This window comes from Ruegeria sp. BH6 (genome assembly GCF_056538105.1).
Genome location: NZ_JBQFSR010000008.1, coordinates 72,121 through 88,438, shown reverse-complemented (window position 1 = coordinate 88,438; position 16,318 = coordinate 72,121). Strand labels below are relative to the sequence as shown.

At 56.6% G+C, this 16,318-nt stretch carries 12 protein-coding genes; 6 read left to right on the top strand and 6 right to left on the bottom strand.

Translation table 11 applies throughout. From position 1 onward, the window contains the following. Positions 1 to 78 precede the first annotated feature (78 nt). Together ACR0B8_RS16035 and ACR0B8_RS16030 are read left to right on the top strand one after the other, a co-directional pair. Positions 79 to 951, top strand: coding sequence for an NAD(P)-dependent oxidoreductase (locus tag ACR0B8_RS16035; RefSeq protein ID WP_170413580.1), 873 nt, complete (start codon positions 79 to 81; stop codon positions 949 to 951). 109 nt (positions 952 to 1,060) lie between these two features. After that, a complete protein-coding gene (locus ACR0B8_RS16030; protein WP_480658996.1) occupies positions 1,061 to 4,126 on the top strand; it encodes an aminotransferase class III-fold pyridoxal phosphate-dependent enzyme in 3,066 nt (1,021 codons plus the stop codon). Between the two features lie 50 nt (positions 4,127 to 4,176). Here the strand turns inward: ACR0B8_RS16030 and ACR0B8_RS16025 are convergent, their stop codons facing one another. Together ACR0B8_RS16025 and hemP are read right to left on the bottom strand one after the other, a co-directional pair. Next, positions 4,177 to 4,653 carry a hypothetical protein gene (locus ACR0B8_RS16025; RefSeq protein WP_226689632.1) on the bottom strand — a complete coding sequence of 159 codons (477 nt, stop codon included), beginning with the start codon at positions 4,651 to 4,653 and terminating at the stop codon, positions 4,177 to 4,179. Further along, positions 4,650 to 4,817: a hemin uptake protein HemP gene (gene hemP, locus ACR0B8_RS16020; protein WP_170350842.1), complete on the bottom strand. Its 168-nt coding sequence runs from the start codon at positions 4,815 to 4,817 to the stop codon at positions 4,650 to 4,652. The genes ACR0B8_RS16025 and hemP overlap by 4 nt, the downstream gene beginning before the upstream one ends. Before the next feature lie 225 nt (positions 4,818 to 5,042). On the opposite strand from hemP, the gene gph reads away from it, so the two are divergent. The 3 genes from gph to ACR0B8_RS16005 all read left to right on the top strand — a co-directional run bounded on the left by gph (position 5,043) and on the right by ACR0B8_RS16005 (position 9,080). After that, entirely contained in the window at positions 5,043 to 5,717 is a 675-nt protein-coding gene (gene gph / locus ACR0B8_RS16015; protein ID WP_226689631.1) for a phosphoglycolate phosphatase, read from the top strand. Positions 5,718 to 6,266: 549 nt separating this feature from the next. Beyond that, positions 6,267 to 8,159, top strand: a complete 1,893-nt coding sequence (locus ACR0B8_RS16010; RefSeq protein WP_226689630.1) for a DEAD/DEAH box helicase — start codon at positions 6,267 to 6,269, stop codon at positions 8,157 to 8,159. 141 nt (positions 8,160 to 8,300) lie between these two features. Continuing rightward, complete coding sequence (locus tag ACR0B8_RS16005; RefSeq protein WP_170362050.1) at positions 8,301 to 9,080, top strand: HalD/BesD family halogenase; 780 nt, start codon at positions 8,301 to 8,303, stop codon at positions 9,078 to 9,080. 112 nt (positions 9,081 to 9,192) lie between these two features. On the opposite strand, the gene ACR0B8_RS16000 is transcribed toward ACR0B8_RS16005, so the two are convergent. After that, positions 9,193 to 9,792: a TetR/AcrR family transcriptional regulator gene (locus ACR0B8_RS16000; protein WP_170362049.1), complete on the bottom strand. Its 600-nt coding sequence runs from the start codon at positions 9,790 to 9,792 to the stop codon at positions 9,193 to 9,195. A gap of 171 nt (positions 9,793 to 9,963) precedes the next feature. Between ACR0B8_RS16000 and ACR0B8_RS15995 the strand changes: the two genes are divergently transcribed. Then, the gene (locus ACR0B8_RS15995; protein WP_226689629.1) at positions 9,964 to 11,358 is read left to right on the top strand and encodes an aminotransferase; all 1,395 of its coding nucleotides are present in this window, start codon (positions 9,964 to 9,966) and stop codon (positions 11,356 to 11,358) included. Positions 11,359 to 11,421: 63 nt separating this feature from the next. Here ACR0B8_RS15995 and ACR0B8_RS15990 read toward each other — a convergent pair whose 3' ends face one another. From ACR0B8_RS15990 to ACR0B8_RS15980, 3 genes are read right to left on the bottom strand one after another with little or no spacing between them, the layout of a single operon-like run. After that, positions 11,422 to 12,990, bottom strand: a complete 1,569-nt coding sequence (locus ACR0B8_RS15990; protein ID WP_226689628.1) for a trimethylamine methyltransferase family protein — start codon at positions 12,988 to 12,990, stop codon at positions 11,422 to 11,424. Positions 12,991 to 13,015: 25 nt separating this feature from the next. Next, positions 13,016 to 14,215, bottom strand: a complete 1,200-nt coding sequence (locus ACR0B8_RS15985; RefSeq protein WP_170362046.1) for an aromatic ring-hydroxylating oxygenase subunit alpha — start codon at positions 14,213 to 14,215, stop codon at positions 13,016 to 13,018. An 8-nt stretch (positions 14,216 to 14,223) separates the two neighbouring features. After that, positions 14,224 to 16,290: an oxidoreductase gene (locus tag ACR0B8_RS15980; protein ID WP_226689627.1), complete on the bottom strand. Its 2,067-nt coding sequence runs from the start codon at positions 16,288 to 16,290 to the stop codon at positions 14,224 to 14,226. Positions 16,291 to 16,318 lie beyond the last annotated feature (28 nt).

Genomic DNA, 16,318 nt, shown 5'->3' with positions numbered 1-16,318 from the left:
CGCGCGGCTTTGCTTTGTCTCTGCCTGGCAATCCGGCCCGCCAAATGAAATGGCCCGGACAACAGAGAGGATCACAATATGGCAAAAGTTGCGTTTCTGGGTTTGGGCGTCATGGGCTATCCAATGGCCGGTCACCTGCAGGCGGCGGGCCATGAAGTAACCGTATACAATCGCACTGCCGCAAAGGCCGAAGCCTGGGTTGCCCAACATGGTGGCGCGATGGCAACCACCCCAAAAGAGGCCGCCCAGGGCGCGGAGTTCGTCATGGCCTGCGTCGGCAACGATGATGACCTGCGGATGGTCTGCACGGGTGAAAATGGTGCCTTTGACGGAATGGCCGACGGCACAACTTTCGTTGATCACACCACCGTTTCCGCCAAGGTGACCCGTGAGCTTTATGCGGCGGGCCAAAGCAAGGGTATCGCATTTGTGGACGCCCCGATCTCGGGCGGTCAGGCGGGAGCCGAGAATGGCGTCTTGTCGATCATGTGCGGTGGTGATGAGGCCGCCTATGATGCGGCTGAACCGATCATGCAGGTCTATTCCAAGATCTGCCGTCGGATCGGCGACAGCGGCGCAGGGCAGATGACCAAGATGAGCAACCAGATCGCCATTGCCGGTCTGGTTCAGGGTCTCAGCGAAGCGCTACATTTCGCTGAAAAAGCCGGATTGGACGGTCGATCCGTTGTTGAGGTGATCAGCCAGGGCGCTGCGGGCAGCTGGCAGATGGCGAACCGCTATGAAACCATGCTGGATGATCATTTCGAACACGGTTTTGCGGTTGACTGGATGCGCAAGGATCTGGGGATTTGCCTTGAGACGGCAAACGAAACCGGGGCGTCCCTGCCGGTTACGGCGTTGGTCGATCAATTCTACAAAGATGTGCAAAAGCTGGGCGGCGGACGGTGGGATACATCTTCGCTGTTCAAGCGGTTGCGCGCGTTGGACTGACGGCATTGGGGGGCTGTCTGCCCCCTTTTGGACCGTTCGGCCAATTCACCCTCGAGGATATTTTCGGCCAGATGAAGGGGAACCCCGTGAAAATTGGACAGGGAAGCGTATGAGCGACTTGACCGTATTCTGGGCGGATGCCCTGCGCGCCCATTGGGGGCTGGACGCCAAGCTGACGCGGCTGGATGGCGAATATGATCTGAACTTTATGGTGCGGGCTACCAATGGTCAGGATTATGTACTCAAAGTCATGCGCCCCGGATGCGAAGCAGAGTTCGTTGATCTGCAGGTCAAGGCATTGGCCCATATCGCGGGTGAGGCGCCGGGGCTGCCATTCCCTCAGGTCTATCCCGCCCTTACCGGGGCGCAGCTGCCGCAAATTGCCGATCAGCAAGGGCAGATGCGGCTGGTCTGGTTGCTGGAATGCCTGCCGGGGCAATGTTACGCTAAGGCCGCGCCTAAATCCGAGGCGTTGATCTTAAAATTGGGGCGTGTTCTGGGTGCCACCGACAAAGCGTTGGAGCGGTTTACCCATGACGGGCTGCATCGTGCAGATTTCAAATGGGATCTTACGCAAGCCGGTTGGATCGCCGATCGGCTGGATGCGATCACTGATCCTGCTCGTCGGGTTTTGCTGTCCGAGATTTGTGACCAGTTCGCGGCGATCTCGGGTTCGTTGGCGGAACTGCCGAAACAGGCGATCCATAATGACGTCAACGACTACAACATTCTGGTTGAGGGCGAACTGGGTCAGCGTCAGAGTATCTCGGGCCTGATTGATCTGGGCGATATGTGTGCTGCGCCGCGTGTCTGTGATCTGGCGATTGCGGGGGCCTATATCGTTCTGGATCACCCTAAACCGGAACGCGCGCTTGCCGCTCTTGTGCAGGGCTATCATGCGGCTAATCGGCTGCGCCCCGATGAGATTGATTTGATCTGGCCCTTGCTACGGATGCGGCTGGCGGTGTCCGTTGTAAACTCGACCCATATGGCGATCGAGAACCCGGACGATCCTTATGTGACGATCAGTCAGGCCCCCGCATGGCGGTTCCTTGAGAATGCAGGCGTGAACGGTGACCTGATGGCGGCGCGGCTACGAACGGCCTGCGGTTTGCCCGTTACTGACGGGGCCGAACGCATCCACGCCTATCTGTCCGAACATCGCGGCCAGTTCGCCCTGATGTTCAATCAGGATCTAAGCGATGCGCCCATGGGCTCGCTTTCGGTTGAGAACTCGACCTGGCCGCAGAACCCGTTCCATATGCCACTGGAAGAGGCCGCGTGTGTGGGTGAGGAATTTGGCCAAGGGCTGTGGTTGGGCTTTTACAACGAACCCCGCCTGATCTATGCCGAGCCCGGGTTCCGCAAGGGGCCCTGGAAGGCTTCGGACCGGCGCACCGTGCATTTGGCGGTGGATGTGTTTGCCCCGGCAGGCACCGTGCTGCACGCGCCGATGAGCGGCCGGGTCGAAGCGGTCGAGAACCGCGACGCCCATTTGGACTATGGCGGCGTTGTGATCCTGCATCATGAAACGCCCGAGGGCGATCCCTTCTATACTCTTTATGGTCATCTGGACCCCGAAGTTTGTGACCGTCTGAAGCCGAGCGATCCGGTGGCGCAAGGCGCGGCATTTGCCCGGCTGGGCGATGCTAGTCAGAATGGCGGCTGGGCCCCACATGTGCATTTCCAACTGGCCCTGACCACGGATGGAATGCAGACCGACTGGCCCGGTGTCGGCGATCCCGATGAGATGGAGCTGTGGCACGCCGTCTGCCCCAACCCCGCGGCGCTGTTGAACCTGCCGGATGAGAAAGTGTTCTATCGCCCCACCGACAAGCAAGCGATCCTGCAGGGGCGGCACGATCATTTCGGCGGCAACCTCAGCCTGACCTATGACGATCCGGTCATGCTGGTGCGCGGTTGGAAACATCACCTGTTCGACGAATGGGGGCGACCCTATCTGGACGCCTACAACAACGTGCCCCATGTGGGCCACGCGCATCCGCGAATTCAGGCGGTGGCGGCGGATCAGCTGAAGCGGATGAATTCAAACACCCGTTATCTGCACCCCGCACAGACAGCCTTTGCCAACAAGATTCTCTCGAAACTGCCGGATCATTTCGAGGTCTGCTTTTTTGTCAATTCAGGCACCGAGGCGAACGAGTTGGCCTTGCGTCTGGCCCGCGCCCATACCGGCGCCAAGGGCATTGTCACCCCGGATCACGGCTATCATGGCAACACCAACGCGGCTGTTGCGATCTCGGCCTATAAGTTCAACAAACCCGGCGGTGTCGGTCAGGCCGACTGGGTCGAGCTGGTTGAGGTTGCCGACGACTATCGCGGGTCATTCAAGCGTGACGACCCGGACCGCGCTACAAAATTCGCGAATTTTGTAGACCCTGCAATCGCTGCTCTGCAAGACAAGGGGCACGGGGTCGCAGGTTTCATTGCCGAGACCTTCCCCTCGGTCGGCGGCCAAATCATTCCGCCCAAAGGTTACCTGCCAGCGGTATATGAGAAAATCCGCGCTGCGGGCGGTGTGTGCATTGCCGATGAAGTACAAACCGGGCTTGGGCGACTGGGTGAGTACTATTTCGGCTTTGAACATCAAGGCGCGCTGCCGGACATCGTCGTCATGGGCAAACCTATCGGTAACGGCCATCCGCTGGGCGTACTGGTTACGACCAAGGAAATCGCCCAGAGCTTTGACAACGGGATCGAGTTCTTTTCAACCTTTGGCGGCTCGACCCTGTCATGCCGGATCGGCAAAGAGGTGCTGGACATCGTCGATGACGAAGGCCTGCAGGACAACGCCCGCGATATGGGCGCGCGCCTGATGGATGGTCTGCGTCAGATTGAGTCCGATTTCGGATGCGTTGGCGATGTGCGAGGAATGGGCCTGTTCCTTGGGGTTGAGCTGATCAACCCGGATGGGTCCGAGGGCACCGAAATCTGCAAATACGTCAAAAACCGGATGCGCGATCATCGTATTCTGATCGGCAGCGAAGGGCCCAAGGACAACATCCTGAAAATCCGCCCACCGCTGACGATCGAGGCCGAGGACGTCGACATGATCCTCTGGGCTATGCGGGACGTTTTGACCGGAGTGGGTGATTTCACCCCTGCCCCAGCCTGCGATCACGAGCATCACCATGCTGGGTGCGGGTGCTGCTGAGAAATAAACCCCGGCCTAGGGAGGGCCGGGGTTCTGCGCCACGCTGCTGCCTAATGCAGCAGGGCTGCGGGGGGTTGGTGCCCGGTTGTGGGCAGCGGAATCGACGCGGTCATGCGTCGCAGCGCCAGTCCAAGTTGTTCTGATAATGAGGCCAGAGCGGGGGCAAAATCCGGTCGCACAATCAGGGACGCCATCATCATCGCGTCTTCACGGGACCCTTCCGAAGCCGCCGCGATCATCTGCGCAAAGCAATTTTCGTCAGCGCCAAGACAAGAACACCCCAATCCGTGACGGATCAACGGGCGGCGCCCGTGATGCGCGCACAGCGAACACAGGCGGTCAAGCGACATCATCGCAGCGCGCCCGCATTCTGCGCCCAACGCAATTTCAAAATCGCTGGCGGCATCTGCGCGGCCCTGGGCACCATCACCCCAAAGCCGCAAGTACATCACGGCTCCGGCTTCGACGGGGCCAAGGTCAGTTAAGCGGCCAACAGCCGCCCCACCCCGAGAGGAAGTTTCGCTCATTTCGTCAGGATCAATTTGCCTGCGCGGGTGATGCGCAGCGTATACAGCTGGTCGCCCAATTCGATATGGGCCAGGTTACCGCCATTGGTCAGTTCTTCGGCCTTATGCGATGGCAGCATGGATACAGCATAGGATTGGCTGGGATTCGGGGTCTGCATATTCATCAGGACAACTCCAGAGGGGGCTGGGGCGAAATGCCTTAATCTGTTCGCGTTTTACTTGATCTGGCTGACCCTGACAGGGGTTGGCTGTGGACTTGAATAATAATCTGATTAAAATAGTCAGGTATGTCAAGGCCCGTTCTGGTGAATTCTCCAACCTCGCACGATTGCACCAAAAATTCAGGCAGGGTACCACTTTCTCAGAATATCAAACCAAGGGGGCAGCCAATGGCCGCGACTATCATGTTTGACCTAGATGGAACGCTCGTGGACAGTCTTCCTGATCTTGCAGCGGCCGCGAACAATATGTTGCGTGACGCCGGCGTAGCGCCCTTATCACAGGACCAGATCAAACAATTTGTTGGCAACGGGCTACCCAAACTGGTCGAGCGTGTGATTGAGCATTGCGACCTGCCGATGGTCCAGCACGGTGATCTGACCCGGTTGACGCTTGCCCATTACAACGCCGCCTCCAGCGATAAAACCGTGGTCTATCCCGGTGTGCTGCAGGCGCTGAAGCATTTGCGTGACATGGGCTGCGTTCTGGGGGTTTGTACCAACAAACCCGAAGCCCCTGCCCGCCATGTGCTTGAGGCGATGGGGCTTGCACCCCATTTCGATGCCGTCCTTGGCGGTGACAGCCTGAACACCCGCAAACCCGACCCGGCCCATCTTGAGGCCAGCTTTGCCGCCGTTACCACAGCCGGTCCGCAGTTGTTTGTCGGAGATAGCGAGGTGGATGCCGAAACCGCTCAACGTGCACAAGTGCCGTTTTTGTTGTTCACCGAAGGTTATCGAAAATCACCGGTTGCCGACATTCCACATACAGCAAGCTACGACCGATCCTCTGAATTGCCCAAACTGGTTGCACAAGTACTGCTATCTCTGGAGCAAAGCGCCTGAGAGCCTATTTCTAGAGGGGGATCGAAACGGGTCGCGGCCAGTGACTGAGGGGCCGGCCGAGGGGGTAAGTAGCCAGCCCCTCACAGGGGAAAAGTGGTATCGTCCGATATGACCCGTTCGATAAAACACAGTTAACGAATCGGCCTGAATTTCGATATAGGGGGTTTCCCGTAGCGCGCCGGACAGTGTTGAAATCACAGTTAATTTTTTCGCCCATTTTGGCGCAAACAGGGGTTTTGCCCTGAAAACAGATAAAATAGGCGAACCCTTAGCGCGCTTGTAAGGCAGGACCGTGCGGCTGCATGTCCTACCGGGCAAATGACGTTGGACGGTACAGTCCACCACCTTGGCGTTGAACTGGAAAATCCGCTGGATCACAGATTTTTTTGGAACACACCGCGCGACTGTGGTCGAAAAATCCGCCGGTTCAGCGGCCATTCATCTTCCACTCTATACATCCGGTTCGTCTCTCGGTAAGGAGCGTGCTTCGACAATGATCCGTGTGTTGGACGCTCTGAGGGTGACCGCATCACCCAAGAGAGCCGAGCTATGAAACAGACAATCGCAGATGCGCTGAAGCGCAAAGGATATGATACCCTGACCCCGGTCCAGGAGGCCGTGTCCGCACCTGAATTGCAAGGAAAGGACCTGCTGGTTTCGGCACAGACAGGATCGGGAAAAACCATCGGGTTCGGCCTGGCCATCGCGCCGACCATTTTGGGCGATGCGCAGGTTTTCGGCACCTCAGACGCGCCTTTGGCACTGGTGATTGCGCCAACGCGAGAGCTGGCAATGCAGGTCAAACGCGAATTGGGATGGCTTTACGCCGACGCGGGCGTGTTCATTGCCTCATGTGTTGGCGGAATGGATATGCGCGACGAACGCCGGGCCCTGTCACGTGGGGCGCATATCGTGGTCGCGACACCGGGGCGTTTGCGCGATCATATCATGCGCGGGTCGATTGATCTGACGGCCGTGCGCGCTGTGGTTTTGGATGAAGCCGACGAAATGCTTGACCTTGGGTTCCGCGAGGATCTGGAGTTCATTCTGGATGAAACGCCCACAGACCGCCAAACACTGTTGTTTTCCGCCACGGTTCCGCGCGCCATTGCCACCCTTGCCACCCGGTATCAACGGGATGCCGAGCGTGTAAGTACCGTCAGTGAACGGACGCAACACGCCGATATCGAATACCGTGCAATGAATGTGGCCCCGCGCGATGGTGAAAACGCGATCATCAACGTGCTGCGTTATTACGAGGCCCCGAACGCCATCGTCTTTTGCAACACACGTGCGATGGTTGCACGCCTGACTGCCCGCTTGTCGAACCGTGGATTTTCGGTTGTGGCTTTGTCCGGTGAACTGACCCAAAGCGAACGCTCAAATGCCCTGCAGGCCATGCGCGACGGGCGTGCCCGCGTCTGTGTGGCGACCGACGTGGCCGCGCGCGGGATTGACCTGCCGAATCTGGATCTGGTGATCCATGCCGAACTGCCCAACAGTCACGAAACTCTTCTGCACCGTTCAGGTCGAACCGGGCGCGCGGGGCGCAAAGGGGTCAGCGCCCTGATCGTCGCACCGGCTTCGTTCAAAAAGGCTCAACGGCTGTTGAAATTCGCCAAACTGACTGCTGATTGGGGTCCGGCACCTTCCGCAGACGCAGTCAACGCACAGGATCTACAGCGGATGTTCGGCTCGGACGACTGGCAGGTGGATCTCGTCGAGAGCGAGCGCACATCGGTCGACGAACTGGTGTCCAGATTCTCGCCGGAACAACTCGCCGCGGCCTATGTCCGTCAATACAAACGTCAGCATTCTGCTCCGGAAGAGTTAAGCGACGTCAAAACCACAGGGACAAAGTCAGAGGCACCTTTTGGCCCGAGTGTGTGGTTTTCGCTGTCGGAAGGACGCAACGATAACGCGTCTCCGCGCTATGTTCTTCCCATGGTGTGCAAGGCCGGGAACCTCACCAAATCCGATATCGGCGCGATCCGTATCGCTGACGATATGACCTTTATCGAAATTCGCGAGAGCAGCGTTTCCGAATTTTTGGACGCGATTGGACCTGAGATGAAGGTCGAGGGCACAAAAGACATCGTGCGGTTGGACACGGTCCCCGACTTTTCGAAACCGACAAAGAAAGGCCCAAAACGAGGCGTGAAAGGCAAGAGAGACCCGCAAAAGTCTGAGCGCAGACCGCCTCGCCTTGTTGATCCACAGCCTGCGAAGGCGCGAAAAAAGACGGCATCAAAGCCGCCTGAGAAAACCAAAGTCGACACTAAGCCCAAGCGCGATGGCGATAGCCTAAGCAGTAAAGGCAAAAAACCAAACCGCAGCCCAAAGGGCCCGCCGCCGCCCAAGGGAAAGCCAAACAGCAAGAAAAACCGCGCACGCGCTGCCGCGGCAAAGGGTGGCAATTCTGTACCGAGACGTTCAAAGTAAGCTGAAACGTTCCCCCGACCCGAATTCGCCTGTGTTCGTTCTTGGGAGGCAAACAAGCAGCACTGAAAAAGCGGCTTTTCTCGCGCTGTCAGAAAAGGTTTAATCCACCCGTTTTAAGCTTTTGCTAAATGGGTCAGTGGCATGAATATTGCAGACATCGTCGACTTTGGGCGTTACCCCCTGGGAAATGCAGATTTCGGTACGAAGGCAAGATCGTCACTGAATGAAAACGGTGTCTTGGTCCTTGAGGAATTCATCCGCCCCGAGGCACTGGCAATGATGCAAGCCGAGGCTTTGACGGGACAAGACCAGGCATATTTCTGCACTCAAAGCCACTCGGTTTACCTAACGCCGCCAAATCCAGAGTTTGACGCATCACACCCGGCAAATCGTCAAGTGGAGTCGTCCAAAGGATGTATCTGTGACGACGTGGTGTCACCGACATCGCCCCTGCGCATTCTGTATAACGACCCATCATTCCACAGCTTCATCAAGCAGGTCACGGGCGAGACTGAACTGCACCCTTATGTCGATCCGCTGTCGTCTATCAACATTCACTACGCAACCCGCGGACAAGAACTCGGTTGGCATTTCGACAATTCCTCGTTCGCAATCACATTGCTGATCCAGAAACCCGACACCGGTAGCCGTTTCGAATATGTAAAGGACCTGCGGGACGCGAGCGCAGGCGACATGAACTATGAAGGTGTCAGGGCTGTTCTGGACAAGGAACTAAAGCCACAAGTTCTGAACATGGATCAAGGCACGCTGGTTCTGTTTCGCGGTAGAAACTCCATTCACCGGGTCTCACCGAATGAGAGTGACAAGACAAGAATGCTCGCCGTGTTGGCCTATAACTCGGAACCTGATGTGGAACTGTCAGAGAGTGCCCGCATGACCTTTTACGGTCGATTGAACTGACGTCGGCTTACTGCAATGCAGTACGAACATGCGCGAGATGGGACCTGGAAGGCCGCCAGTTATTCCACTGAGTCCAATTCTGAGGTGGCTCGCAGAAGCGCCGCCTCGCAATTTAAGATATTGATTTAAAATCAAAATGACCTGGAAACATCGACTGCAAGACAAACAAGCAGATTTTCAAAGCCTCTCGGGGTTTGAAAATATCTGAGTGCAAATGGAAGTCGGTCCAGAGCCCTTCCAACAAAGCAATCAATGCATCTGTTGCAAGTTTGGCGTCTACGTCTTTGTACCCACCTTCGCTTATGATTTGCTGCAACAGTTCAAGGATCACTGCCCGGAAACTTTTGTCCCGTGAGTCGATGAAAGGGAATATGTCGGGGTTCGAGAGCGCTTCGGCCCGAAATGAAAACCAGATCGCAACGTCCCGTGCATTCAGGACCAAAGGGTCGAAATCCGCCTTGAGGATTGAGATCAACTTGTCCGCAGGGCCTAATTCCGGACTGTCCGCGATTGCTTTCCACTGCCCGGCATAGCGCGCTGACAACTCCTCGGCCACGGCAAGCAGCAATTTCTCTTTGGAACCAAAGTGCAGGTTCACCATCCCCCTCGACAGTCCTGACAGCTCCTGGATTCTGGCCGAGGTCGTGCCGCGAATACCGTATTTATGAATGGCAGCCGCAGCCGCCTGAATCAGCTGCTGTCGGTTCTGCAACTTACTCAGATCGCGGGCATTGGTCGGAGTATCGGCCTCGAGAGTAATCTTGTTTTTCCTTCGCTGGGTTACTCGCCTTTGCTTTCTCGCATCTAGTGAAGCGAAAGTTCAAGGATTGACATTGAATGAATGTTTGTTCATTTTGTGATAAATATTACATCAAGGTGCCCCATGACCCTGTTCAACTCCGACTTTCAGTCCGTACGTGACTGGGACAACGAACACTTCCTGCATCCGTGGGAAGGGATGTCATTCCTTGGCCAAAATGAACGAACCTTTGCCGAAAGTGGCCGAGGCGTTCACATCGTGACAGAGGACGGAAAACGCTTGATTGATGGGCCTGCGGGGATGTGGTGCGTTCAATTGGGCTATGGGAACGCTGAAATTGCAGATGCGATGGCCCAGCAAGCGAAAGAGATGGCGTATTTTTCGCCCTTCAACAACGCCAACTCGGCCCCAGCCCGGCTGGCACATGAGATCGCCAAAAGAACGCCGGGTGACCTGAACCATGTGTTCTTTACAACCGGCGGCTCAACAGCCGTTGATAGCGCCCTGCGGTTTGTGCAGTTCCGCAATAACCTGCTTGGCAAACCTGAAAAAAAGATCGTGATATCGCGGCAAAAGGCCTATCACGGTTCGACTTATTTGGCGGCCTCAGTATCTGGAAAAGAGCGCGACAAAGGGTGGTTGGACCAAGCCTCTCACCTGACGCGTTTCCTGCCGAATGTGAACCCGTACACGCGCCGCGCCGATCAAACGGTTGAAGATTTTCTAGACGAAAAAATCGCTGATCTAGAGAACATGATCCTGGAAACCGGCCCTGACAAGGTCGCGGCTTTCATCGCTGAACCGATCCTATGTTCTGGTGGGGTCATCGTGCCTCCGCAGGGGTATCATCAGCGCTGCTTGGACATCTGCCGGAAATACGATGTCCTGTATATTTCAGATGAGGTTGTGACTGGATTTGGGCGGCTTGGGCATTGGTTTGCATCCGAAGACGTCTTTGGCATTCAACCAGATATCATCACCTGCGCCAAAGGTATGACGTCTGGCTATGTCCCCATGGGGGCCTGCATCATCTCTGATCGACTGATCGCAGATGTCTGTGGTGAGAACGCGCCGGAGGCTACGTTTTCAAACGGGTTCACCTATTCGGGCCACCCGGTAAGCGCGGCGGCTGGTTTGAAAACCATCGAAATCATGGAGCGCGACGGTATTCTGGAACATGTCCGCGCGCTTACGCCGCTGTTCGAAGAACGCCTTCAGGCTCTGGCGGCCTTGCCGCTTGTGGGTGACGCCCGAGGTATGGGGCTGGTTGGCTGCGTCGAATGCGTTGCCGATGCTAATGCTGATAATCTTTTGGACCTTGATAAGTCTGTTGGCGCATTGATTGACCAGCATTGCCAGGAAAACGGGCTGATCCTGCGACCGATCATCAACATGTGCGTGTTTTCCCCACCGCTGATCATCACGGAAGGCGAGTTGAACCAGATGTTCGATATCCTTGAGAAAGGTATTCGGTTGGCAACTGAAGACCTGACACAGCAGGGTGCGTTTAAGGCTTAGAAGCCGTCTTGATGCGGCATCACTATTTTACAAGTTGCAATGCCGCATCGCCTTCCGCTGTCCTCAACCCGCCTGCATCGCCTCAGGCGGTAATTTAATCGGAAACTTGGCCCGCACCTCTGCATCAGCCTTGCTGCCAAAGTAGTTCGGATAGTGATTGGATAGGATGTCGTTGACCACCGACCGACTCCGCTCAAACATGTCCTGTCGACCTGCCTTTTCCCAAGTATCGGTCAGTTCCCGATCCAGCAGGGTCGGGTAGACATATTCCGTCTCCATATATTGCAGGGTCTGCGCGTTACCAAGGAAATGACCCGGATCAATTGCGCATTCATGGATAACGTCGACCGAAAGCGTGTCGTCGCTCACCTCGATCCCGCGCAGCGTTCGCGAGATCATGCCCGCAGCCTCGTTGTCGATGACCATAGACTCAAAGCTGCAGCCCATCAGACTGCCAAGCATACCGCCAAATTCGCAGAGCCTGTTGGCACCGGCATGCGCCGCCAAAGCAAAGGTCAGTGCCTTTTCTAACCCGTATTGCGCATCCGGGATTTTGGAATCCGTCATGCCGCACCCAACGCTGGTCGGCAGGTTATAGAAATTGCCCATCTGGATGGCCGCAGCTGAAATTAACGCCTGTTCGCCACTGCCGCCAGTAAAGGACCCAGTACGCAAGTCGGTGATGAAAGGCCAAGCTGCAAAGACGACCGGAGTGCCCGGATTGATGAGGTTCGCAATGGCGACGCAAGACAAGGTCTCAGCAACCGCTTGCGCTAAGGTTCCTGCCAAAGGCGCCGGCGAAGTCGCCCCGGCCTGTGGGGGAACGGCAAGATCGCACACCAGCCCCATCTTCGCCGTATCGATCAAGATCTCCAGATTTTCGCGCCCGAACCTAAGCGGGGATACGATGGGACAGCCTCCAAAGATGACCGAGGGCTTTTCAAGGAACTTGCCCTCGCCACCCGATGCCAGATCGAACAGATGGATCGCATCCTGAATGTGCTCGCGGGTTCTGAAGGTCAGGCAGGAAGGTTTTTCGCTGCCTGCCAGAATGGCGTAGAGCATGCTCATGTCATGCTCATAATCCTGTGGCACATCCGTCGCCAAAACCGTGTCACCGGTCATGTGAATATTATCAAGCCGGTCGACCAAGCGGGTGAAGTCGTAAATATCCTTGAGCGTTGATGGCCTGTAACTGCGAGTCTCGGCATCAAAGGTTGTCACCGCCGTGCCGGAATTTGCGTAATACACCTTTTCTTTGGTGCAGTGCATGTCGTCCTTACCGGCCCGAGATCCGCGTGCATGGACATAGAATTCACTGGCGGCTTTGGCCAACAGATCTTCCATCAAGGCGCGAGGAAAGCACAACCTGCCGTGCGCGTTCAATATCGCCCCTTTTGGCACCACAAGATCGAGAACTTCCTGCGTTGGGTCCCCCACGCCTGTGCGTTCCAGAATGCTAAGCGCGGCCTCGTGAATGCGCGACATGTCCGCGTCTGACAGGGGCTTGTATCGCCCACCGGGAATGCCCGGCCAGATTGCTTGCGAGGCTGCGTTGCTGGTTCGCACGGCTGCGCGTGCCTCACGCCCGCCCCCGCGCCGTCTTGATCTGCGCTGCGTTAGCTCTGTCATGTTCTTTCTCCGAATTTTGCGCGTCTCAGATCATGCTGAAGTAGTTGCGATAGAAGCCCGAAATGCTCCATTCCATCTCGGACAATGGCCCGGGGACGAAATGGTGCGAGTTCACGCCTTCCTGATTGTGACGGATGATCCGTTCGTCATCGAGCGACGTGACATGCCACAGCCATGTCAGGGTATCCTTGTCATAGTCGCGCCCCTCTTCGGCGTCGCCGCGCACGTACCAGACGATCTGAATATCGGTGTCTTGCAGAGCACGCGGCACGAACCGATACCCGACCACGTGATCGGCATAAACGAGGAAATAGTTTAGCGTACCGATCCCCAGATCGGTGGCCCCGCCGTCTTGGGATTTCAGCTCACCCAATGGCGGCGCCAAGGGCGCGCCATCCTTGCTGCCGGTCAAGTAGCCGGGGAACAGTGGGTACCGCCGCCAATAGACATCTGCGCCCGGTGCGACTGCGTTTTCTCCAGTCAGATCAAGCTCCTCGAGGGGAACCCCGGCTTCTTTCATCCGCTCGTGCAGTGCCCCGCTGAACTCAAGAACCTGGGCCGGATCTTTCAAGGAATGACTGCGCGAATAGTCCTGATGAGATGGCGCGCAGTGATAACATTCCAAGTAATTCTCCAGAGCAAGCTTCCAGTTCGCCGGAACCGGGTATGAGGCCTCATGGGCAATCTTCAGATTCTCAAAACCGAACGGCTTTGACAGCGGGGCCAGTCTATCCAAAGCGGCGTCCAGCGGCGGCGCGTCTTCGGACGGGCAAACAAAAATCAGACCCTGAAATATCTTTACCTGAACCGGGAACAAACCGTACTGGCCCGGGTCAAAATCCGCCCCCATTGACCGCCCGTTTCTGAGTTTACCGTTCAGGTCAAAGGTCCACGCGTGATAGGGACAGATGAAGTTTCGCGCCTTACCTTTCTGTTCAATGCAAACGCGCGATCCCCGGTGGCGGCAAACATTTAGATGCGCGCGCACCTCACCCTCGCGATCCCGAACAATGATGATGGATTCAGGCCCGTAGTCGAACAGGAAATAGTCGCCCGGCTCGGCAATCTGGCTGACATGTCCGACCCAGATCCAGTTGCGATTCCAGAACGTGCTGATATCGTTTTCGTATACTGCCTGAGACGTATAGAAATGGCGCGGCAAGGCGAACCCTTCCCGCTGCGCTTCCATCAAGTCGCGCATTACTTGCAAGTCATCTTTTGGCATAGCGCACCTCATGCAGATTCAAGGGAAACGATTTCCCGACGGAAAAATTCACGGTCGATGTCGCCCGCGTCGCGTTCAAAATTCCTGGCTGCCATGTGGCCCGAATATACAGCGTCAGCGATCAAACCGGGGTTTGCCGCATCACCGATCAGTTCCAGACTTGTCAGTGGCTTGTCGGGCAAATTTCGCAGTTCCTCATAAAGGGCAGTCTCTCGCGCACGCTGCGTGACCAAAACAACTGATGCGCACTCGACGCTTTGTTCGCGTCCGGTATAAGCGCATTGAACTTTCGCCAATCCGGGCGTGATTTCGACCAGGGTCCAGGACAACACCAGCCGAACACCTTTTTCCAACAAACCGCGTTGCACTTTGACCTGTTCCAAGGTCAATTCAGTGAAAGGTGAAACCATTGAGGCCGGGGTTACAAAGACGACCTCTCGCCCGGCCTGCGCCAGATGATCCGCCAACACACCACCGAGATAGGCCTGATCATCATCGTAGACCATAATCGGGCCATCCCCCGGCATTACCCCTGACATGATGTCGTCCGGAGTGAATACTTGAGAGCCTGACTCTATCGATACGCCCCGGAACGCAGACTTCCCGCGACCGTCTAGCCGCCATGACGCGCCAGTTGCCAGAAAGACATTCGGAATGCCCAACTCGACAACCTCGCTTGCTGACAAGCGACTGTCGGTGAACAGTTGCACGTTCCCGCGTTGCTGCAAGTCATAGATCCTGTGATCTGTCACGCGCTTCCATGCGGATAGCCCGGCCAGACCGGATTCCTGCAACACGCGACCACCAAGCTCTTGCTTGGCTTCGGCCAGGGTTACGTCATAGCCCCGACGCGCCAATTGCATGGCGCATTCAAGCCCGGCGGGACCGCTGCCGACAACAAGCGCGGCTTCTTCTTTTCCTCGGCTCTCTATGATTTCAGGATGCCATTTCCGGCGCCACTCCTCCCCCATCGTCGGGTTTTGAGTACACCGGATAGGAACGCCCAGCGCGTCGGAGGACACACAGATATTGCAGCCAATACACTCGCGAATTTCCTCGATCCGACCTTCCCTTATTTTGTTGGGAAGAAACGGGTCGGCAATGGATGGTCGCGCTGCGCCGATGAAATCAAGGATACCTTTCCTGACAAGTGACACCATCAAGTCCGGAGACGTAAAACGCCCGACACCCACAACAGGCTTGGACGTCACCTGTTTGACGAATTCAATGTATGAGGTTTGAAAACCGTCGCGGGGCTCAAAACGTGTCGTCGCCGAGTCATTGCTCCAGTCCGCGACGTTGACGTCCCAAAGGTCTGGCAGGTCTGCCAGCAATTCGACTACGGCACGGCCTTCTTCCTGCGCCTGCATCCCGTCTGATCCCAGCATTTCATCAACTGCGAAACGCAAGGCGATAGCACACTCATCCCCGACCTCTTCTCTGGTTTCTTCCAGAAGCTCTCGGGTTAAGCGCACCCGGTTCTCCAACGAGCCTCCGTATTCATCCGTTCGGTCATTGAACTGAGGCAGCAGAAAATGATGCGGCAGGGTCATGTGATGACCGGCATAAACATACACGATGTCAAAGCCCGCCTCGCGCGACCGCCGCGCCGCCGCGCGGTGCCACTTGCGAAACTCGCGAATGTCCGACTTATCCATCGCCCGAGCCTGTTTGGGATACGCCGTTTGCAAGGCAAGTTCTGACGGGCCTAGCAAAGGCGCGCGGCTCAGGTGGTTCTGCGCATGGTGGCCGTTATGTGCCAATTCAATGGCCGCCAACGAACCCTTGGCATGAACTGCATCGGTCATCAGACGCAGCGCTGGAATATCCCGTTCGTCCCATAGTCGGTTTTCCGCATATGGGGACAAATCTGAAGTGGGATGAATTTCCGTCTCCTGATTGGACACTACGGCCCAACCACCCTCGGCCTTCATTGCCCGCATGGCAGCTTCGGCCTGCGGTCGCAGATGTCCCATACCATTGCAGTGGGGCACCTGATAGAACCGGTTTCGGGCCGATACAGGTCCGATCTGAACCGGTTCAAAGAGAACAGAATATCCGTCAGCGCCTGACATTGTCGCGCTTCCTCCAGAAAATTTGGAA

Coding starts and splice junctions, on each gene's coding strand:
- ACR0B8_RS16030 (WP_480658996.1), top strand. CDS start 1,061: ATGAGCGACTTGACCGTATTCTGGGCGGATGCCCTGCGCGCCCATTGG.
- hemP (WP_170350842.1), bottom strand. CDS start 4,817: ATGAATATGCAGACCCCGAATCCCAGCCAATCCTATGCTGTATCCATG.
- ACR0B8_RS16025 (WP_226689632.1), bottom strand. CDS start 4,653: ATGAGCGAAACTTCCTCTCGGGGTGGGGCGGCTGTTGGCCGCTTAACT.
- ACR0B8_RS16005 (WP_170362050.1), top strand. CDS start 8,301: ATGAATATTGCAGACATCGTCGACTTTGGGCGTTACCCCCTGGGAAAT.
- ACR0B8_RS16010 (WP_226689630.1), top strand. CDS start 6,267: ATGAAACAGACAATCGCAGATGCGCTGAAGCGCAAAGGATATGATACC.
- gph (WP_226689631.1), top strand. CDS start 5,043: ATGGCCGCGACTATCATGTTTGACCTAGATGGAACGCTCGTGGACAGT.
- ACR0B8_RS15980 (WP_226689627.1), bottom strand. CDS start 16,290: ATGTCAGGCGCTGACGGATATTCTGTTCTCTTTGAACCGGTTCAGATC.
- ACR0B8_RS15990 (WP_226689628.1), bottom strand. CDS start 12,990: ATGACAGAGCTAACGCAGCGCAGATCAAGACGGCGCGGGGGCGGGCGT.
- ACR0B8_RS15985 (WP_170362046.1), bottom strand. CDS start 14,215: ATGCCAAAAGATGACTTGCAAGTAATGCGCGACTTGATGGAAGCGCAG.
- ACR0B8_RS16035 (WP_170413580.1), top strand. CDS start 79: ATGGCAAAAGTTGCGTTTCTGGGTTTGGGCGTCATGGGCTATCCAATG.
- ACR0B8_RS15995 (WP_226689629.1), top strand. CDS start 9,964: ATGACCCTGTTCAACTCCGACTTTCAGTCCGTACGTGACTGGGACAAC.